The sequence below is a fragment of the Roseivirga thermotolerans genome (assembly GCF_014653175.1).
Lineage (GTDB): Bacteria > Bacteroidota > Bacteroidia > Cytophagales > Cyclobacteriaceae > Roseivirga > Roseivirga thermotolerans.
In genome coordinates this window covers 135,997-155,906 of the sequence record NZ_BNAG01000001.1, presented here as the reverse complement: position 1 = coordinate 155,906, position 19,910 = coordinate 135,997, and the positions used below count along the sequence as shown (strand labels likewise).

General features: G+C 44.0%; 21 protein-coding genes. 6 read left to right on the top strand and 15 right to left on the bottom strand.

What is annotated here, in order from left to right:
- Positions 1–3 precede the first annotated feature (3 nt).
- Both ytxJ and IE164_RS00660 read right to left on the bottom strand, forming a co-directional pair.
- The gene (ytxJ, locus tag IE164_RS00665) at positions 4–312 is read right to left on the bottom strand and encodes a bacillithiol system redox-active protein YtxJ (protein WP_308440948.1); all 309 of its coding nucleotides are present in this window, start codon (positions 310–312) and stop codon (positions 4–6) included.
- Between the two features lie 66 nt (positions 313–378).
- Positions 379–2,358: an alpha-ketoacid dehydrogenase subunit alpha/beta gene (locus IE164_RS00660; protein WP_189628257.1), complete on the bottom strand. Its 1,980-nt coding sequence runs from the start codon at positions 2,356–2,358 to the stop codon at positions 379–381.
- Between the two features lie 84 nt (positions 2,359–2,442).
- Here IE164_RS00660 and IE164_RS00655 point away from each other — a divergent pair, with 84 nt between their 5' ends.
- The 5 genes from IE164_RS00655 (at position 2,443) to IE164_RS00635 (ending at position 9,027) form a co-directional block, all read left to right on the top strand.
- Positions 2,443–3,696, top strand: coding sequence for a M16 family metallopeptidase (locus IE164_RS00655; RefSeq protein ID WP_189628256.1), 1,254 nt, complete (start codon positions 2,443–2,445; stop codon positions 3,694–3,696).
- On the top strand, positions 3,686–4,165 hold the full coding sequence (ispF, locus tag IE164_RS00650; protein WP_189628255.1) for a 2-C-methyl-D-erythritol 2,4-cyclodiphosphate synthase: 480 nt from the start codon (positions 3,686–3,688) through the stop codon (positions 4,163–4,165). The genes IE164_RS00655 and ispF overlap by 11 nt, the downstream gene beginning before the upstream one ends.
- Positions 4,162–4,842 (top strand): tRNA (5-methylaminomethyl-2-thiouridine)(34)-methyltransferase MnmC2, encoded by a 681-nt coding sequence (gene mnmC2, locus IE164_RS00645; RefSeq protein WP_189628254.1) that lies wholly within the window; start codon positions 4,162–4,164, stop codon positions 4,840–4,842. The genes ispF and mnmC2 overlap by 4 nt, the downstream gene beginning before the upstream one ends.
- Before the next feature lie 74 nt (positions 4,843–4,916).
- Positions 4,917–5,315: a hypothetical protein gene (locus IE164_RS00640; RefSeq protein WP_189628253.1), complete on the top strand. Its 399-nt coding sequence runs from the start codon at positions 4,917–4,919 to the stop codon at positions 5,313–5,315.
- A gap of 1 nt (position 5,316) precedes the next feature.
- Positions 5,317–9,027, top strand: coding sequence for a T9SS type A sorting domain-containing protein (locus tag IE164_RS00635; protein WP_189628252.1), 3,711 nt, complete (start codon positions 5,317–5,319; stop codon positions 9,025–9,027).
- 3 nt (positions 9,028–9,030) lie between these two features.
- Here the strand turns inward: IE164_RS00635 and IE164_RS00630 are convergent, their stop codons facing one another.
- The 4 genes from IE164_RS00630 to IE164_RS00615 form a co-directional block, all read right to left on the bottom strand.
- The gene (locus tag IE164_RS00630) at positions 9,031–9,600 is read right to left on the bottom strand and encodes a 5-formyltetrahydrofolate cyclo-ligase (protein WP_189628251.1); all 570 of its coding nucleotides are present in this window, start codon (positions 9,598–9,600) and stop codon (positions 9,031–9,033) included.
- Positions 9,593–11,176 carry a bacillithiol biosynthesis cysteine-adding enzyme BshC gene (gene bshC, locus IE164_RS00625; protein WP_189628250.1) on the bottom strand — a complete coding sequence of 528 codons (1,584 nt, stop codon included), beginning with the start codon at positions 11,174–11,176 and terminating at the stop codon, positions 9,593–9,595. The genes IE164_RS00630 and bshC overlap by 8 nt, the downstream gene beginning before the upstream one ends.
- 63 nt (positions 11,177–11,239) lie before the next feature.
- Positions 11,240–12,553 carry a 30S ribosomal protein S12 methylthiotransferase RimO gene (rimO, locus tag IE164_RS00620; protein ID WP_189628249.1) on the bottom strand — a complete coding sequence of 438 codons (1,314 nt, stop codon included), beginning with the start codon at positions 12,551–12,553 and terminating at the stop codon, positions 11,240–11,242.
- Positions 12,554–12,661: 108 nt separating this feature from the next.
- Positions 12,662–12,922, bottom strand: coding sequence for a hypothetical protein (locus IE164_RS00615; RefSeq protein ID WP_189628248.1), 261 nt, complete (start codon positions 12,920–12,922; stop codon positions 12,662–12,664).
- A gap of 185 nt (positions 12,923–13,107) precedes the next feature.
- Here IE164_RS00615 and IE164_RS00610 point away from each other — a divergent pair, with 185 nt between their 5' ends.
- The gene (locus tag IE164_RS00610) at positions 13,108–14,208 is read left to right on the top strand and encodes a hypothetical protein (RefSeq protein WP_189628247.1); all 1,101 of its coding nucleotides are present in this window, start codon (positions 13,108–13,110) and stop codon (positions 14,206–14,208) included.
- Between the two features lie 16 nt (positions 14,209–14,224).
- On the opposite strand, the gene ftsY is transcribed toward IE164_RS00610, so the two are convergent.
- The 9 genes from ftsY to IE164_RS00565 form a co-directional block, all read right to left on the bottom strand.
- A complete protein-coding gene (gene ftsY / locus IE164_RS00605) occupies positions 14,225–15,178 on the bottom strand; it encodes a signal recognition particle-docking protein FtsY (protein WP_189628246.1) in 954 nt (317 codons plus the stop codon).
- Between the two features lie 204 nt (positions 15,179–15,382).
- A complete protein-coding gene (locus IE164_RS00600; RefSeq protein ID WP_084375596.1) occupies positions 15,383–15,538 on the bottom strand; it encodes a DUF4295 domain-containing protein in 156 nt (51 codons plus the stop codon).
- 2 nt (positions 15,539–15,540) lie between these two features.
- The gene (gene rpmG / locus IE164_RS00595) at positions 15,541–15,723 is read right to left on the bottom strand and encodes a 50S ribosomal protein L33 (RefSeq protein ID WP_189628245.1); all 183 of its coding nucleotides are present in this window, start codon (positions 15,721–15,723) and stop codon (positions 15,541–15,543) included.
- Between the two features lie 176 nt (positions 15,724–15,899).
- On the bottom strand, positions 15,900–16,589 hold the full coding sequence (locus IE164_RS00590) for a DJ-1/PfpI family protein (protein WP_189628244.1): 690 nt from the start codon (positions 16,587–16,589) through the stop codon (positions 15,900–15,902).
- Positions 16,590–16,594: 5 nt separating this feature from the next.
- Entirely contained in the window at positions 16,595–17,032 is a 438-nt protein-coding gene (locus IE164_RS00585; protein WP_189628243.1) for a carboxymuconolactone decarboxylase family protein, read from the bottom strand.
- Between the two features lie 56 nt (positions 17,033–17,088).
- On the bottom strand, positions 17,089–17,664 hold the full coding sequence (locus IE164_RS00580; protein WP_189628242.1) for a Crp/Fnr family transcriptional regulator: 576 nt from the start codon (positions 17,662–17,664) through the stop codon (positions 17,089–17,091).
- Positions 17,665–17,737: 73 nt separating this feature from the next.
- A complete protein-coding gene (locus IE164_RS00575) occupies positions 17,738–18,154 on the bottom strand; it encodes a response regulator (RefSeq protein ID WP_189628241.1) in 417 nt (138 codons plus the stop codon).
- Positions 18,155–18,157: 3 nt separating this feature from the next.
- On the bottom strand, positions 18,158–19,219 hold the full coding sequence (locus tag IE164_RS00570) for a sensor histidine kinase (protein ID WP_189628240.1): 1,062 nt from the start codon (positions 19,217–19,219) through the stop codon (positions 18,158–18,160).
- Positions 19,220–19,344: 125 nt separating this feature from the next.
- A complete protein-coding gene (locus IE164_RS00565) occupies positions 19,345–19,887 on the bottom strand; it encodes a GNAT family N-acetyltransferase (protein ID WP_189628239.1) in 543 nt (180 codons plus the stop codon).
- Positions 19,888–19,910: the final 23 nt, after the last annotated feature.

The window sequence follows — 19,910 nt, the reverse complement described above, 5'->3', positions numbered from 1 at the left end:
CAGCTATTGATAGCTGATTAAATCGTTAGCCGAAATTGATAAATGGGAAGCATGGTATACCGGCTTCCCTTTTTTTATGAGTATCACCTGGGGCGATTCATGCGTCACTCCAAATGAGGCAGATACTTGGTTAGATATGTTCCGGTGAGCAATTAAGTCGAGGTAATAACTCTTTATTGACGAATGATTATGGCTCCATTCTCTCTCTAACCTGCCAAGAGCCATGGAAGAAATACCGCAACGCGTGCTATGCTTATAAATTAGTACCGGGTGTTTGTGACTCTCTTCAACAATGGTTTCTAGTTGGCTCATTGTTGTGAGTGGAGTCCATTGCATACCGGAGCATTCGTGCCTTTTATCTTTTTTCCAGAACATATCTTAGTAGTCGTACAGCTCGGTTACTTTACTTTTAAGTCTTTTTTGTGGCAAGAAGTTTTCTTCCAGTGTTTTGGTAAAAGGTACAGGAGTGTCCAGACTAGCCAATCTCATAACAGGTGCATCGAGCCATTGAAATAGGTGTTCCGATATCCAAGCCGCTATTTCTGCACCAACTCCGCCTATCAGGGTGTCTTCGTGCAATACCAAAACTTTATTTGTTTTCTTCACCGATTCACTCACGGTTTCTTTGTCCCACGGAGATAAAGTGCGCAAATCTACGACCTCTACTGAAATATGGGGAAGCTCTTCGGCTAAGGATTTTGCCCAATGCACTCCCATGCCATATGTGACGATGGAAAGATCGTTACCCTCTAATGCCACCTGAGCTTTTCCTACCTCCAGGGTATAGTAATCGTCCGGTATTTCCTGGCTCAAGGAACGGTATAACGCCTTATGCTCAAAATACATGTAAGGGTTGGGATCTTCGATGGCTGCGTTCAATAGCCCTTTGGCATCGTATGGGTTAGAGGGGTACACTATTTTTAACCCCGGGGTATGAAAAAACCAGGCTTCGTTCGATTGTGAGTGGAAGGGGCCTGCCCCAACTCCGGCACCCGTAGGCATTCTCACCACCACATCGGCCTGTTGCCCCCAGCGGTAATGGATTTTGGCCAGGTTATTCACTATCTGGTTAAATCCGCAGGTTACAAAGTCTGCAAACTGCATTTCTACTACCGACTTGTAGCCATTAATGCTCAACCCCAGTCCTGTGCCAATTATAGCCGATTCACATAGCGGTGTATTTCTAATTCGGTCTTTACCAAAAGTATCAATAAAGCCCTCTGTAATCTTGAAAACGCCTCCGTATTCGGCAATGTCCTGCCCCATAACCACCAGGTTTTCAAACCGCTCCAGGCTTTGTTTTAGTCCATCTGAAATGGCGTCTACAAAACGCTTTTCGGTTTTCGTCTTGCTTTCAGGAGCCTTTGCACGAGTTTCATAAGGGAAGAACATATCGCTAAGTTCTGTTTCTTCCTTAAACTCAGGCAGGCTTTCGGCATAGGCTGTGTCAAGGCCTTTGTCAATCTCGGCCTTTATTTCTGCTTTGTAATTATCAATAAGCTTTTGAGTGAGTATTTTCCCTTTAAGAAGGTACTGCTCGTAGTTTTCCACCGGATCTTTCTTGGCCCAGTGTTCCATGAGTGCTTTGGGCACATATTTGGTGCCGCTGGCTTCTTCGTGGCCGCGCATACGAAAAGTGAGTGCCTCAACAATAACAGGTCTGGGGTTTTTGCGAATTTCTTTGGCCCACTGACTCACCGTTTTGTGAACCTCCAGTATGTTGTTGCCATCTACTTGTACAGCTTCAATTCCGTAAGCCGGGCCTTTGGAGAGAAAGCTATCGAATTTAAATTGCTCATGGCTTGGTGTAGAAAGGCCATAGCCATTGTTTTCGATTACAAAAATGACCGGCAAATCCCAGACTGCTGCCACATTGAGGGCTTCGTGGAAGTCGCCCTCCGAACTGGCTCCGTCACCGGTAAAGACCAGTGTTGCTTTTTTGTCTTCCTTCAGACGATTGGCAAGGGCTATCCCATCGGCCAGTGCCATTTGAGGCCCCAGGTGTGAGATCATTCCCACAATATGGTGTTCTCGGGAGCCGAAATGAAAAGAACGATCTCTACCCTTGGTAAAGCCACTTAGTTTGCCTTGAAACTGAGCGAAAAGTCGGCTAAAGGGAACGTTTCTACCGGTGAATACCCCCAGGTTTCTATGCATTGGTAGAATGTATTCGTCTTGATTCAGGGCTTGAACAGCACCTACTGATACGGCTTCTTGCCCAATGCCGGAAAACCATTTGCTGATTTTTCCCTGCCTTAGCAAGATGAGCATTTTCTCTTCTATTAGCCTTGGGGTAATAAGTTCCTTGTATAGATGAAGGAGTTCTTCGTTGCTGTAACCGCTCTTGTTAAATCTCATAGGTGGGTGATATAGCGAACAAAAATAAAGTAAAGGGCCGATTGCGAAAATTAAGGGGCATTATTTTTAATTTCGCTGTCTGACATGATTCCATTCGAAAGTTTTACTCTGGACAACGGGCTGAAGGTGATCGTTCATGAAGATCATAGCACACCTATGGCTGCATTCAATTTACTTTATAAGGTTGGAGCCAGAGACGAGCACCCTGAAAAAACTGGTTTTGCACATTTATTTGAGCATTTAATGTTCGGGGGGTCTCGTCATGTGCCTCAGTTTGATGAACCCTTACAGCGTGTAGGTGGCGACAATAATGCCTTTACAAGCAACGACATTACCAACTATTATATCACTCTGCCGGCTGTTAATCTGGAAACAGCCTTCTGGCTGGAGTCAGACCGTATGCTCAGCTTGTCATTCGATCCGAAGGTGCTGGAGGTGCAAAGGTCGGTAGTTATAGAAGAATTCAAACAGCGATATCTTAATCAGCCCTATGGAGATGCCTGGCTCAAATTGCGTCCGTTGGCTTATAAGAAACATCCTTACCGTTGGGCTACCATAGGCAAAGAGATTGCCCACATAGAGCAGGCCACCATGGCCGATGTGAAAGAGTTCTTTTACACTTACTATCTACCCAACAATGCTGTTTTAGTTGTGGCCGGAGATATTTCGTTGGTAGAGGTTCAGCGTTTGGCCGAAAAATGGTTTGGGCCAATACCTGCAGGAGCTGAGGTGAAACGCAATATTCCTCCCGAGCCTGTTCAGTCAGAGTACAGGCAGCTCGAAGTAGAAGAAAATGTTCCGGTTGATGCGCTTTATATGACCTTCCATATGCCCGGCAGAACCGATCCTCAGTATCATGCCACAGACCTTTTGAGCGATGTGTTGGGTAGGGGTAAATCGTCCAGGTTATATCAGCAGCTACTTCAGAAAAAGAGAATATTCAACAGTATATCGGCCCATGTTTCCGGATCGGTAGATCCAGGATTGTTGGTCATTGAAGGTAAGCTCAATGGGGGGCACTCCATTGAAGAGGGTGAAGAGGCTATTTGGAACCTCATTGAAGATTTTAAACAACATGAGCTCGGAAAAGCAGAGGTTGAAAAGGTTAAAAACAAAGCAGAGTCAACTTTAGTCTTCTCAGAACTGGAACTACTCAATAGAGCCATGAACCTTGCTTATGCAGAAATGTTGGGAGATGCCAATCTGGTGAATCAGGAAAGGGAGATGATTCGAAAAGTTAGGCCGGAAGATATACAAAGGCAGGCTGAGCATTTGCTTGTGCGAGAGAATGCCTCTGTTTTAAGGTACAAATCAAATCAATTAAGTAATGAAAATTAGGGTAGGGTTCGGTTACGATGTACATCGGTTAGAAGAAGGCAAAGCGTTTTGGTTAGGCGGAATTCAAGTGCCACATACTCATGGCGCTGTGGGGCATTCCGATGCCGATGTGCTAATTCATGTGATATGCGATGCCCTGCTTGGGGCTGCCAATATGCGCGATATTGGATATCATTTTGCAGACACTGACCCACAGTTTAAGGGTATTGATAGTAAAGTTCTGCTTAGGCGCGTAATGGAGCTTATTCGAGGGGCGGGTTACAAGATTTCTAACATCGATTCAACAATTTGCCTTCAAAGACCCAAGGTTAATCCTCATATCCCGGCCATGAAGGCTTGCCTTGCCGAAGTTATGGGGGTGGAGGAAGAGGATGTTTCCATAAAAGCTACCACTACTGAAAAACTGGGTTTTGTGGGGAAGGAAGAAGGGGTGGCTGCCTACGCTACCGTATTGATTTATAAATCATGAGTGGTTCGGTTAAGCTCATAGTTACCTCAGATGGGTCTCATTCTTTGTATAACCCCGAACTCAAAGAAACCTATCATTCAACCCATGGTGCTTTGAGCGAATCCCTTCATGTGTTCATTAAGGAAGGTATTCAACATATGTTGGCTACGGGCTTCAAGGCTTTCCATATTTTGGAAATTGGTTTTGGTACGGGTTTAAATGTAATGCTGGTTTGGGACTATGCTCTAAAGCACGCTCAGAATGATTTTCATGTAACCAGTTTGGAGCCTTACCCTCTGCCAGAAGAGATTTACAGTGGCTTAAATTATGCAGAAGTACTGAATGGAAGCCTTACCCAAGCCGACTTGCTTAGGCTTCATCAAGTGGAGTGGTCTGAAAACCATGTTTTAGCTCCCAATTTTAGTTTGTTGAAACAACCCTGCAAGTTGGAAGATTTTACCACAGACGAGAAATTCAACCTTGTGTTTTATGATGCTTTTGCTCCCAGCAAGCAAGCCGAACTTTGGGGTATTGAGCCACTTGAAAGTATCTATAATAAGATGGCCAATGGAGGTTTTTTGGTGACTTATTGTGCGCAAGGGCAGTTTAAACGAAATCTGGCCGGATTGGGCATGGAAGTAGAGACTTTAAAAGGGCCTCCCGGTAAAAAGGAGATGGTACGCGCCAGAAAGATCTAAGTGCTAAAATTGAGTAGGTTTTCTCTCTTGTCCGTTCTCAATATTGTGTATATTTCGAGATAAAACTACTACCAATGATATTCAAAAAATGGTGCTATGCATCATCATTTCTACCTTACGTAATAATTGGCTTGCTTACGTTTTCATGTACTAAAAGTCAGTTTCCAACCAACGAAAACGGGGTAATTCAGGCACAAACCGAAAGCATGAGAAAAGACGCCCTACGAATAAAAGGCAAAGTGTTAGGCACTCCTGAAAAAGTGGGCGATAGGCTTAGCTATACTGTAGAGATTCTGCAGGTGGTAGATCAGGGGGGCACTTTTGCGGGCATAGAGCCACGCATTGGAGAAAAGGTAACGCTAATTGCCCCTACCAATGCCCGATTTAAAAATAATAGTGAAGTGATCCTGGATGTCCTTTCTCCCATTAACCGACCGGAGGGGAGTTTGGTCTTAAATATGATTATAGAATAGAATGAAGAGGAATTGGAAGAAATTACTGGTTGGCAGTGCAGGACTGTTTTTGCTGGCCGTTGCGGTGTTTACAAATCGGCCTGTTGAACAGAAATACAGCTACTCTGTCCGGTCGTTGAGCATGGGAGCCATTCCCACCGAATTGATGGATCGGTTGGAGGAAGACGAAAGTGAAAACCCCATTGAACGCCTTGAGTTTGAAATGGGCCAACTCGTAGACCCCAGGACAGGGCGGTTGCCGGAAAATATTTATGAACGAGAGCTGGAATATGCTAAAACCAAACTCAGCCAAGCTGTAAATGCGAGCCCCAGCAGTGTGAGTCCGTTTTCTTTTGGCAAACAAGCCAAAGCCCAGAATAGCCAGAACTTTACCAATGTGGGGCCATATAATATTGGAGGCCGAACCCGCGCAGTAGTTATTGATGCTACCGATGAAAACATAATAGTGGCCGGTGGAATTGCCGGGGGGGTATGGAAAAGTACTGATCAGGGGCAGACCTGGGCCAGAAAGAGCGGTTTGCAGCAGCACCCAGCTATTACCAGTATAGTACAAGACACCCGAACCGGTAAAACCAATGAGTGGTATTACTCTACCGGGGAATTCACTGGTAATTCGGCCTCGGCTAGCGGGGCGTTTTATCTGGGAAATGGCATTTATAAATCTACCGATGGCGGAGAAACCTGGTCGCTCATTCAGGCAACGGCAAAAGCCGGTACCTCTGAGAGTGATGTGGTAACCAGCACCGACCGCTTTAGTATCATCCATCAGCTAGCCATCGATAAGTCGGCCTCTTCGGGCACAGAAATTTATGCGGCCGGGCTCAGCGAAATTATTCGCAGTACCGATGGCTTCGAAACGTTTGAAGTGGTGCTTGGAGCTAACAATACCGGAAATAACTTTTCTGATGTAGCCGTAAGCTCTTCCGGAAAAGTATATGCGGCCATTGCTAACAGTAGCTTTAATGGTAACAATCGTGAAGATGGATTTTATAAGTCTGATGATGGTTTGAGCTGGACCAAAATCCAGCCACCTTCCAATTTCCCAAGTAGCTTCGACCGCTTTGAGATTGCCATCGACCCTAACGATGAAAACAAAGTATACTTTGTGAGCGGCAACAGGCTGTTTGCCTATAATGAATCGGCAAACTTCTGGACCGATCTTTCAGCCAACATCAATGTGAGTACCGGAGATGTAGGGGCCGGGCATGGCTCGCAGGGAGGATATGATCTATACGCTGCCGTACACCCCAGTGACCCGAACGTTATATTCCTTGGTGGGGTAAACCTAATCAGGTCTACCAATGGCTTTGGTACCACTGCTCAAACCAAACAGGTGGGAGGCTACAACAACGACAATAACCCGAACAGTTTTCCGCGGTATCCCAATCATCACCCCGATAATCATGCCTATGCATTCTTTCCTTCTAACCCGAACCGTATGATTTCGGCTACCGATGGAGGTTTGCATCTAACCGAGAACAATAAGGCCAATGTAAGTGCCAACAATCCCATTACCTGGAAGAGCCTGAACAATGGCTACATTACCACGCAGTTTTATCATGCCGATATTCACCAGTTTGATCTGGGCGATCCGCAGTTGGCCGGTGGAATGCAAGACAATGGAACCTGGGCAAAATTCACCTCTAATGCCAAGGAGAATTGGGTAGAAGTTTTTGGAGGAGATGGTGCCTTTACGGCCATTAACTATAACTCCATTTTTGCGTCATCTCAGCGAGGAAACCTTATTCGATATGAGCTGCAAGGCAATGAATATAATTTTGTAGGCAATATTTCACCGACCGACAATGACAGTGATTATCTGTTCGTCAATCCATACCATGTAAATCCTGTGCATCAAGACCAGGTATTTGTGGCAGCAAGAGGCCGAGTGTTTTTCACCAACGATGTGCGAAACAATCCGGGAGAAGGGCAGTGGTCTACTATAATTAATACCAACCTGGCCACTCAGCAGGTATCTGCTCTCGATGTGTCTTTTCAGCCCGAGGGAGTACTTTACTTCGGTACTCGACAAGGCGGGGTATATAAAGTGGCCAATACAAAAGATCTGGCCGATCAAACTGAGGCGCAGTTAATATCAAACGGTCTGCCTTTTGCCAATATTTCGGGCATAGCTGTGGATCCTCAAGATGCTGATAAGGTAATTGTTACATACTCCAACTATGGTTTGGTGAGTGTTTGGTACACCGAAAACGGAGGACAAAGCTGGCATTCTATTTCGGGTAATTTGGAAGAAAATCCCGATGGTTCGGGAGCCGGGCCATCTGTGAGAGCTGTAGAGATAATGCCCGATGGTGCCGGGGGGAACTACTACTTTGTAGGAACTTCTGTAGGGTTATACATGACAAAGGCACTGGACGGTGACAATACGGTTTGGACACAGCAAGCATCACAAAGCATTGGTAATGTAGTCGTAGCAAACATTGTGGCTCGTCCGGTAGAAGGCATGATTATGGTCAGCACCCATGGTAATGGTTGTTTTTATGGGTACTACGATGTGGAAGGAGTGGTGGCAAACATCAATTACTCCGTTAGCGAAAATGGTCGAGCGGTTACTTTACGCGGCAACATATCGTATAATGCCAGTTTTCCAATGAGCTATCAATGGCTTCGAAACGGACAGGAAATTGATGGAGCCAACTCCGCAGAACTAACTGTTGCCGAAGGTGGCGATTATCAGTTGCGCCTGGGTATTCAGGGAGTGGAAGGAACCGGGCTTTCAAATGTAGTTTCTTTAAACCTGGATGGCCAGGCTCCAAAAATAGTTTCCATCAACCGTTTCAATCCGGCCACAGAGGCCACAGATGGTACATCAGTAGAGTTTGAAGTTACCTTCGATGAAGAAGTCATTAATATTAGCGCAGATGATTTTGAGACCACCGGAACAGCTTCGGGTGTAGTAGACAACGTGGCGGTGGTTACAGCCGGTCAGGTATTCAGGGTTGCGGTGAGAGATATAGGAGGTTCCGGAACCTTGGGCTTGGGAGTGGCCGCTTCAAACGATATTGAAGATACTTCGGGCAACGCCTTTGCCGGTACTATAGAATCGGAACAAACGTATACTATTACCGATGTGACAGCCCCCGGTGCATCACTCACCCGCAATGATCCCGGCACTGAAGTTACCAACCAGAACACTGTTTCGTTTACCCTAACCTTTACTGAAAATGTGCAGAATATGGATATAAGCGATTTGGAGTTGTCTTCCAGTGCTCCTTCGGCTGAGATAAGCGAACTGCTGGCAGTTACCGGTACCAGGGTATTTACCGTGACGGTTTCTAATATTGCGGCCGATGGCGTAATTGATATCAATTTTGTGTCCTCTCAAGATGTACAAGACCTGGCAGGCAATGATTTTGATGGTAGTTTCACTCAAAAAGAAACCTATACCATTGAAAATGTAATTGCTTCTATCGACAATGAGTTGATACAAAATGCCACCACAATTGTGGTAGACGCTAACCCTTCCAATGGAGTGTTTCATCTGGTATTACCGCGAACTTTTTCGGGAGCGGTAAGCTATCAGGTCATAGATGCTCAGGGCAGAAGCGTGACCATGAATGAAGTGAAACAGTATCAGAGAGGAGCTCAAATCAGGCTCGATTTGCGGTCTTCGGCAGATGGAGTTTATATTTTCGAGGCTGTAAACGCCAATAGAAAGGCCAGTGTCAAGCTGTTGAAAAGAAGTCGTTAGGGCTCAAAAGGTATAGATGCCCAGGTGATTAATACAGGCACTTAAGGGAATGTCGTGAGTATCGGCATAAGGAATAGTATTTAAAGGTGGGGTTATGGCCAATCCCACCTTTTTACATTCAGGCTTCAGTTCGGCCAAGAAGCGATCGTACAAGCCGGCTCCATAGCCAATCCTATTGCCCGATTCATCGAAACTTATCAATGGTACAAAAACCAAATCGAACAAAGTAGCCTGTGCTTCTTGGCTGCTCGTAGGTTCAGGAATTCCCCTTGAGTCTGGCCGGAAGTCAGCCGAATGATTTATGGGGTGATGGCTCAGGCTTCTTTTCTTCCAATGAGTTTTGCTGCTGTAGACCTGCTTCTGCTCCAAGAGCAGCCAGTCGATCAGCGGAGCAGTATCGGGTTCTAATTTGGTAGGCATTGAACCGAAAATGTGCACATGCTTAAGCTCGCTATGGGCCGTTAAAAACTGCTTGCAGTTTTCTATCATCAGGGTATTACGCAGAGCGTATTCCGCAGGCCTTAGCGTAAGCCTTTTTTCCAGAAACATACTGCGCAAAACCTGTTTATTCATTGGCTTTAATAAGGTGGAAGCGATAATCGAAGGGATCAAAAGCATCAAAACACTTTTCAATAAAGCCCGGGTCGGTCATGTAGAAGTTCAGGAAGTTGTCTTTTCGTTCCTGGGGGCTTCCGCCCGGAAACAATGTTTCTTTGATGGCATATATTCGGTTTACCAGAACTTCCTGATTTCTTCTTTCGGCCTTGAGTATTTTTTGTTCAACCTTTTCAAGGGTCTTTTCGGCTCGCCTGTGCTGACCTTTTACCATTTTATCTAACGTAGGGTCAATAGCAATGGCCTGCCGGTGGGCATCATCGAACAGCTGATTGAGTTTTTGCTTTTGCTCGGCAAGATCGAGCTGAAAAGTAGTCTGCTCCCTTACCTTTTCATTGACAAGGCTGTGTTCATCTTTGAACAAGTCTTCCCAGCTGAGTTGAGCTTGTTCAATCTTACGCAAGCTGTTTTTGTCTATTACGGCTGCGAAGTTGCGTGGCATTAAGAGCGGAAAGGTAGTGTTGAACCGATCGAAAACACCTTTTAGCTGAAGCCAATATACAAGCTCACTGGGGCCACCTACATAGGCCAGGTTGGGGAGGAGAAACTCCTGATAAAGAGGCCTGAGGAGCACATTTGGGCTAAAACGCTCCGGGTGATTCTCTACTTCGTCTTCCAGTTGATGAGCAGTGAACCGAATGCCTGTGCCCAACACTTCATAGGCACCTTTAGCCTTCACTATCCGTGCCCTGATATTCTCCTTTAGGTAAAACAAGTTGATTTCCCTGGGGAATACCTGGGTAGAGTAACCGATTTTCTCTAGTTGTTCGGTGGTGTGTTGAGCTTCTTTTTGGGGGCTGTGATCAAAAAGGTCGGCAGTTATTACCGGTTTAAAGAGGTGTTTGAGCTGTCGGTCATCGGCATCTACAATCACAAGCCCTTTGTCTCCAAACAGCGCATTGACATAATGCCTTACGGCTGCCGCAAGATTTTTTTTCTGATAGGCTTCAACAAAAAACTGAGGCATGCCAATTACCTGTTCAAAGATGCTGTTCATTTCCTTGAGGTGAAATCGGCCAACGGCTCCCTGCTGATTGGTCTTCCATTCCAGTTTTTTACCGTTGAGTCTGAAGTGCGATATTTCCTCAAAGTCATGGTCTTCGGAGGCCATCCAGTATACCGGTACGAAGTTGTATTCAGGGTAGGTTTGCTTTAGCCTTTGACAGGCACTGATAACGGTAACAATTTTGTATATAAAGTACAGAGGCCCAGTGAAAATATTGAGCTGATGGCCCGTGGTTATAGTAAAGGTTTTTTGGTCTTCCAGTGCCTTTATGTTGGCTAGCGTCATTTCAGAGGTCTTAGTATCAGCGTATTGGTCGAAGAGTACTGCAGACACCACCGAGCGGTGTTCTACAGGGAAGTTCCTCTTTTCAATTTGCTGTCTAAGATTGGCTAAAGAAGGTAGGCCGTTATGAAAAGGTTTGAGCTCTTCTTTGTTGGAGATGTAGTCTAAAAAAAACGATGAAAAACTGTTGGTCTTCGAAAATTCTATCGTTGATAGCAGACAGTCAGTCTCGGTTAAAGTGCTCATACTATTGGTTTATGTTGAAGGTAACTGTCTTAGTACGCTTCAAGTTCTAAAAATGTGCAATAACTACAGCAACGGTTCGCCATAAAGGTCAAATTCAGTGGCATCCGTTATTTTAATCTGGGCAAAATCTCCAACTCTCAGGTAATGCTTTTTAGCGTCTATATAAACCTCATTGTCAACTTCGGGAGAGTCATGTTCGGTTCTCCCAATAAAGCTTCCGCTTTCTTTTCTATCGATCAATACTTTAAATGTTTTCCCGATTTTAGCCTGGTTTATTTCATAGGAAATTTGCTCCTGAACCTGCATAACGTGATTGGCTCTTTCTTGTTTCACTTCGTCAGGCACATCATCGGTCATTGAGAAGGCATGGGTGTTTTCTTCGTGCGAATAAGTGAATATGCCCAGCCGGTCGAACCTTGATTTTTCTACAAAGTCTACCATGTCGGCAAAGTCTTCTTCGGTTTCTCCCGGGTGCCCTGCAATAAGGGTGGTTCTTATGGCAATGTCTGGTACTCTGGATCGCATTTCGGCCAGCAAGGCTTCCGTTTTTTCGCGGGTAGTGCCTCTGCGCATTAATTTGAGCATTTTGGTAGAGCCATGCTGAAGAGGAATGTCCAGGTAATTGCAAATGTTCGGGCGTTCGGCCATCACATCCAGCACGTCCATAGGGAAGCCTGTCGGGAATGCATAATGAAGCCTTATCCAATCAATACCCTCCACATCAGAGAGTCGCTGCATTAGTTCTGCCAGATTTCTCTTTTTGTAGAGATCAAGGCCGTAATAAGTAGAATCTTGGGCAATGAGCAAAAGCTCCTTGGTGCCATTTTTGGCCAGGTTTTTAGCTTCGGTAACGAGTTCTTCTATCGGCCTGGACTTGTGCCCACCACGCATTAAAGGTATAGCGCAAAAAGAGCAGGGCCTATCGCAGCCCTCAGCGATTTTCAGATAGGCATAGTGCTTAGAGGTGGTGGTAATTCTATCGCCAAGCAGTTCGTGCTTATAGTCAGCCTTGAACTTCTTTAGCAGAGCGGGCAATTCCATGGTGCCGAAAAAAGCGTCTACCTGAGGAATTTCTTTCTCCAGGTCGTCTTTGTACCGATGAGAGAGGCATCCGGTGACATACACCTTTTCTACCAGACCTTCTTCTTTAGCATCTACATACCGCAAAATGGTGTCTATAGACTCTTGCTTGGCATTGTCTATAAAACCACAGGTATTGATGATTACGATATTGGCATCGTCTTTTTTAGACTCATGAGTGGTTTTAATACCATTGCCCCTCAACTGGGTCAACATTACTTCAGAATCGACCAGGTTTTTGGAGCAACCCAGCGTAACAATGTTGACTTTATCTTTCTTCAGCCCTTTAACCTTCATGAATATCAATGAATTTGGAGGGCAAAGGTAAGAAGAATTGATAAGTTTTAAGCTTTGGGCTTCACCTTCAAAGTTCGGTCACTGAGGTATGAAATTTTGAACTTAAAACTACCCTCTCTTCTTTCTGAAAGTAATAGGCACTAACTCGTCTGTTGGAAGTCCGATTTGGTAAAGCTCCCATTCAGAGTCGTATTTGGCGAGAATCTGACGAATGCAATCTACCCGGTCGTCACTTGGGTTTTCACAATCGGCCCAGTAAAATACTTCTACCCGATAATTGTAAGAACGTTTTTGACCGTTGATTTTTACTTCCACTTCAATGTCTTGCTCGCCAGAGATTTGTGGAATTTGTATAGCTATAGCACTCATAGGTTGTTCGTTAATGTACAAATGTTTTCTATCCGTTATTCATGGAACAAGATAAGTGCCATGAATTTAATGTGTTGAAAATCAAATAATTATGATTTAATACACAAAGGGTTTGACCGATAAAGTGCAGTAAATTGTACGCAAACGTTCAGGAATTTGATATATTCCGAAGTAACACATTCAATATGAAAGCAACGGCATGCTTATTACTTCTTATTACTTTTTCCATTACCATTAGTTGTTCAAACTACTCTTCAAGTAGCATTGTAGAGGAGAAGATAATGGTGGACAGTCTTGTCAGTGAACAATTTCTTGAGAAAGAGATTGGTTTGGCTCCCTTTATAGTAGGCTCATATTTACTCATTAAGCAAGATCAAAATAGGGCTGATAGGGTGGTTTTTACTGTTTACAATTCATCTGATCTTGAGTTTTTAGGTGAGATAGGTGAGCGGGGAAGGGAAGGGCCTGATACATTCTATGGAGCTAGTTACTGGGGTCAATATTTAGAGAGAGATGGAGATTATTTGATTTGGGTAAATGACCCACCAAGGTTTAGGATAAGTCTTATCAATATTACCAAGAGCCTTCAACAAGGCAAGACCATAATTGAAAGAAAAGTGACACATAGACCCGAATATGACTTTATGAATGCACTTTTCGTTGTTGACTCAGTGGGTTTAGTAGGTCATCAACCTGGTTATTATGACGGAACCAATATGGCTCCCTTGGTAATGTTAAAGAACGGTGAAATTAAAGCCTATGGTGAGTATCCCAAAGTCAATAATATACTTGATGAGGAACGATGGAAAAAATGGGCAAACTTTAACAGTGTTTCTCTTTCAATGAAGCCTGACCAATCTCGTTTTGCCGTTGCAATGGATTACTATGATCGGTTAGACATTTTCGACAGAGATGGACAATTTATTATGTCTTACCGAGACCCTGAAAAGTATGCTCTTTACAACTATTCAGACATTATTACACCCTCGAAATCTGTCCCTAGGCAGTACAGGGATTATTATTATGGAACGGCTGCCACGAAAGACTTCTTATTTACACTCTATTATGATGTTTCTGTGGAAAAGTGGGCTGAGTTTCACCCTACCACTATTCGCATTTTTGATTGGGAAGGAAACTTAAAAGCTCAGCTGGCCTGCCCTGATAAACTTTGGAATTTATCTGTAGATGAGGAAAATGGATATCTATATGGAGGTTCCTATCAGCAGGAGACCCTTTTTAGATACAATATTGAGTCTGTGTTGAAAGCGCTAAAGGCTAATCCTTGAAGGCTAATCGATCTGTCTATTTCTTAAAAAGAGAGTCTACAAACTCAGCTTTGTTGAAAACCTGTAGATCTTCTACCTTCTCACCAACGCCAATGTACTTCACAGGGATTTTGAATTGGTCTGAGATGCCAATCACTACTCCACCTTTGGCTGTGCCATCGAGCTTGGTAATGGCCAAAGCAGAAACTTCAGTGGCTTTGGTAAATTCTTTGGCCTGAATAAAGGCATTTTGACCAGTAGAGCCATCGAGCACCAACAGAATCTCGTGAGGAGCTTCAGGAATGAATTTCTGCATCACGCGTTTGATCTTCGTCAGCTCATTCATCAGGTTCACTTTGGTGTGGAGTCTACCGGCAGTATCTACAATTACAAGGTCCGCACCGGTTTCAACTCCTTGCTTTACGGCATCGAAAGCTACAGCACTTGGATCAGTATTCATGCCGTGAGCAACTACTGGTACGCCCACTCTTTCGCCCCAAAGCTTTAACTGGTCTACAGCTGCGGCTCTAAAGGTATCGGCAGCACCCAGTACAACAGATTTACCTTTGCTCTTGAATTGAGCGGCTAGTTTGCCAATGGTGGTTGTTTTACCCACACCATTCACACCTACCACCAAAATAACATGTGGTTTGTGGCCTTCGGGTAGTTTAAAGTCGGCAAGATCCTGGGTATTATTTTCGGCTAGCAGTTCGGCAATTTCTTCGCGCAAAATGCGATCGAGCTCGGTAGTGTTCATGTACTTGTCTCGTGCCACTCGTTCTTCAATGCGCTCAATAATCTTTACGGTAGTTTCTACACCAACATCGCTGGTTATTAGTATTTCTTCCAGCTCATCGAGTACTTCATCGTCTACCTTAGATTTTCCGGCTACGGCACGACCGAGCTTACTAAATAAGCTTTCTTTAGTCTTTTCGAGTCCCTGATCGAGCTTCTCTTTTTTCTCTTTAGAAAATAAACCGAATAGTGCCATAACAGTAAGGTTTGATGAAGTTATCTTAAATAAGCCTATATAGCTAAAGTACGTTCCCGAAATTATTTCGGAATATATCCCCCCGTATACAAAGATTCTGAAACTAGCTTGTTTGCCGACAAAGGCAGGTTCAGAATGACGAAAAGAATGGTAAACAAAAAAGTCCCTTAACGGGACTTTAATATAATTGATAAATGCAATTTCTTATTTATCGGCTAAAACAGATTTAACCATATCTTCAGTAACCATCTCTTCTTTAAAGGTATATGCACCAGTTTTAGGAGATTTTACTGCTTTGATCACTTTGGCGTATTTTACACCACCTTCTTTCTTTAGGGTTGCAACTACTTTCTTAGCCATGATTACTTAATTTCTTTGTGAACGGTATGTTTCTTCAAAATTGGATTGTATTTCTTCAACTCCAATCTTTCAGTTGTGTTCTTTCTGTTCTTGGTGGTGATGTATCTAGATGTTCCTGGCATGCCGCTTTCTTTGTGCTCTGTGCACTCTAATATCACCTGAACTCTATTGCCTTTCTTAGCCATTTCTCTATGCTTTCAAAATTCGGACTGCAAATATAGGGAAGTGATTCTGATATTAAAACCTAAGAATCAAAAAATCTTTAAAATAAATACACTGTCTTTCAGGTAGATGACCCTGCCACACTACCCAAATGTTGGCTGCTAATTTGGCCATGGAATTCGAATATATCAAATTCTGCTTACTCCCACATTTTCAGTCGGTTTAGGTATAAATAGGACTCTACAAAATGGCGGTGTTCTTGTGTTGTCATTTTTTCCAGAAGTTCTAAAGACGACACGTAAGTGGCCAGATTGCCGTTTGAAGATGAAAATTTTCCATCTTCAATATAGGTTACAAGACTGTCGTTCTGAACCAGCAGTTTGGGGTAGTCTTTCTGTAATTGTTCTCCTCCGCCAATCCAGGTTACTATTTTCTTTCCATTGGCAATGCCAGATGCTCCTATGAGCTGAGCTCCCGCACAATTGCTTACCGTATAGGTGGTTTCTTCATTTTTGGCCCTTATAAACTCCAGAAGTGTTTGGTTGCGCACCATAGACCACATATCGTAGGCGCTGGGCACAAAGAGCACGTTGAGAGAGGGCGCAGTGGCAAAAGTATAGTCGGGTATTATGGTTAGTCCCTCTTCGGTGGTTATCGGTTCGGGAGTTTGGGCAATGGTGACGACATTGAACAGCGGTGTGCCATCTTGATCGGGTTTGGAAAAAACATCCATTGGAGCGGTGACCTCTGTCATTAGTACTCCTTCAAAAATGAGTAGCCCTATGGTGGGTAACTCATTGTTGAAAGATTTAGAGGGCCGGTTTTTGTGATCCTGGCAACTGATTAGGCCACAAAAGATAGTTAGTATGAGTAGGCTGGTCTTTTTCATAGTGCTCAATTGATGGGTTTGTGAGTGCTAACGGCTATTCTGTTCCAGCCATTAATGGCCACAACAGTCATAATTACCTGAGCCAGGTAGTTTTCGCCAAGAGTGGCGACAGCTTCATTATAGGTTTCTGTGCTTAGGCCTCCTTTATGTATTAAGGTTACCTCTTCGGTAATTTTCAACACAATGCGCTCTTCTGGTGTAAAAAGTGTGGTTTCTTGCCAGGCATTTAAGAGAAAAAGCCTCCTGGCAGTTTCACCATCTTTAAGAGCCTCTTTGCTGTGCATGTCTATGCAAAATGCGCAGCCGTTGATTTGCGATGCCCGCATTTTAATCAGGTGAACCATTTTGCCGGCAATTCCACAGTTTTTTATATAGTTCTCCAGGGCAAACATGCCTTCATAGCTCTTTGGCTCAACTTCTTCAATCTGAATTCTCTTTTTCATTTGCTTTTGTTTTGAGCAAATGTATAGGCCCTGCGAACCAAAAAACTTGAACTGGTTTAAGAAAGCTTCTCCGCCCTTATTTTGCTTAAATACTCCGGAGTAAGGCCCAGGTAAGTGGCAACCATATACTGAGGCACCCTATTGACAAACTCAGGAAAGTCTCTTCTAAAGTGATTAAATATTTCCTTCTTCGAATAGTCGAAAACATATTTGGTGCGAACTACAGAGGCTCCGTAGGCAATTTCGTATACGTTGCGAAAATATACTTCCAGTAAAGGATGGGCCCGGAGGAGCTGTTGGTAGTTGCCGTAAGAGATATGCCATAATTCGCTGGGTTCAACAGCCTGAATGCTTAGATCTGTATTCTTCTGGTGGTGAAAGGCCAGAAAATCAGTAATCCACCAATCTTCAATGGCAAACATAATGGTCTTTTCTACTCCTTGGCGATCGGTAAAAAAGGCATGCACACATCCTTTTGCTACAAAAAAGAGGTGATCGCAGAGGTGGCCTGAGTGGGTTAAATTCTCTTTCTTTTCTGTAGTTATGGGATCGAAATAGCCCAAGATCTGGCCGAACTCTTCTTGAGAAATACCCACAAATCTATTGATGTGCCGGAATAAGGAGTCTTGCATACAACAGTGGCTTTGGCAGTTGCTCCTGCCGTAAATTAATGCTTTAGGCCTTGTAAAGGTAACTGAAAGTCTACTAAAGCCGGTCTTTAAAATGCTTTAGCAGCAGGTTGTTCACCATTTCTTTGGTTAGAGGTTTGCTCATAAAGGTTTTTATGTTCTCAATATCCTCCGCCCTGTGTTTGTCGTCCGGGTTTAGAGAGGTGGTGAGCATTACTACAATTACATTGCCTTTGTACTTGGGGTCCAGCTTGTCATACTCCTCAATAAACTCCCAGCCGTTCATGCCGGGCATGTTAATGTCCAGAAAGATAAGATCGGGCTGAGGATGCTCTCCGCCTACTTTGGAGGTGAGGTAGTCTAAAGCGGCCTGCCCACTTTCAACAGCTACTATATGGTTGGTGCATCCTATTTGATTGATGACGCGCTGATGAAAGAAGTTGTCAGATTCGCTGTCATCGATGAGCAAAATAGAGTTGAGTATGGGCTTCATGGGTCATAGTTTTGGTAAATAAAAATAGAAAGTGCTGCCCTGGTCAGGCTCAGATTCAACCCAGATTCTGCCCTTGTGTACCTCAGCTATCTTGCGGCAATGGGCCAGGCCAATGCCGGTGCCTTCATAAGCTTCTCTGGAATGAATACGTTGAAAAATGGTGAAGATCTTTTCCTGGTGTTTTTTAGATATACCAATACCATTGTCTTGTATGGCAAAGACCCATCCGTTGTCTTCTTTTGCAGTAATTTGAATTTGCGGGGCTACCTCCTTTTTTCTGAACTTAATAGCATTGCTAATGAGGTTTTGAAATAGAAGCCGAAGTTCTGTTTGGTAACCTCTTACCTCGGGCAGCTCACCCAAAACCAGGGTGGTGTGGGTAGATTCCAGTACCGAAGAAAGATCTTTCTGAATATGAACCAGAAGACTATGGCAGTCTACCATGGTAAGCTGCCTTTCCTGACCTATTCGGCTGTAGTCCAGTAAGTCCTTTACCAGTTGTCGCATTCTGGTAGCCGACTCGCTAATGAATTTCAGGCTTTTTTTGCCGGTATCGTCTAGCTTGGTGCCGTAGTCTTCAACCAGAATTTTAGTGAAGTTAGTAACGGTGCGCAGTGGTTCTTGCAGGTCGTGAGAGGCCACATAGGTAAACTGTTCCAGCTCTTTGTTTTTGTGGGCCAGTTCCCGGTTGTGCTTTTGTACTTGTAAATTTAACCGAGAGTGCCGTATTCCAATAATGTACATAACCCATATGGCCAGCGTAGAAATGCCACGGTTTGCAAAGGCCATCCATGTGGTTTGGTTGTTGAAGGTAATAAGCGGGATTAACCAAATAAGTATTGAGATGAGTATAGAGAAATAAAGCAGTGTTTTAGGCTTTTGGCTTAATATGACTGCCATTGAACAGACATACAATATACCCACGGCTACTCCAAGAGGAATGATAAGATCTACGGCAAATACTACAAGAATCATGAACAAGCTAAGCTGAACCTCCCGGGTTGGTCCTGAAGACTTTCCGGGCCCCAACAGGGTACTGCTTTGCAAGTTGTCTTGAGTAATCATGTTGCACCTATGTTTCTATTAAATATAGAAAATTAAATAGATTTACGACACTAATCGCGCTAAGTTACAAATGAGGGTTTTGTAAGCTGCCTGGGGTCGTTGAGCAGGAGTCTATTTTTAAGGAGTTAATTCTCTCTCCATTTGAGCCAGTCGTTGCGCAATATTCGGTACACAAAGTTCAGTTTGGGCGCTTCACCATAGTAGGCTACCTCAAGTTCATCGATCTTTTTTGCCCCCAGTTTTTCAATCGAAGATTGCGATCTAAAGTTTTGTGCACCAATGTGAAAATCGACCCGGCTGATATGTTCAAATAAGTAGTCCAGCATCAGGGTTTTAGTGGCATGGTTATATCCCTTTCCCCACCTGTTTTTAGCAAAAAAGGTATAGCCTATAAGTATGCTGTTCTGCTTCGCATTGTAATCGTATAGTCTGGTACTTCCAATAACATCACCCGTTTGGCTATCTATAATTATAAAAGCCCCTTTGCTTTCTATGGCTCCCTTAAAAAAGTTTTCGAACACCGGCTTCTGCCATCGGTTTTGGTTAGGGTGTTGTTTCCAAAGCTCCGGGTCGGAGGCTACTGCATAAAGAGCGTCAAAGTCGGAAGGAAGTAATGGTTCCAGACGCACTTTTTCATTGGCCAAAGAGGGTTGCAGGCTAAAAGTCATGAGCTAAAGATAATCAGGCTTGG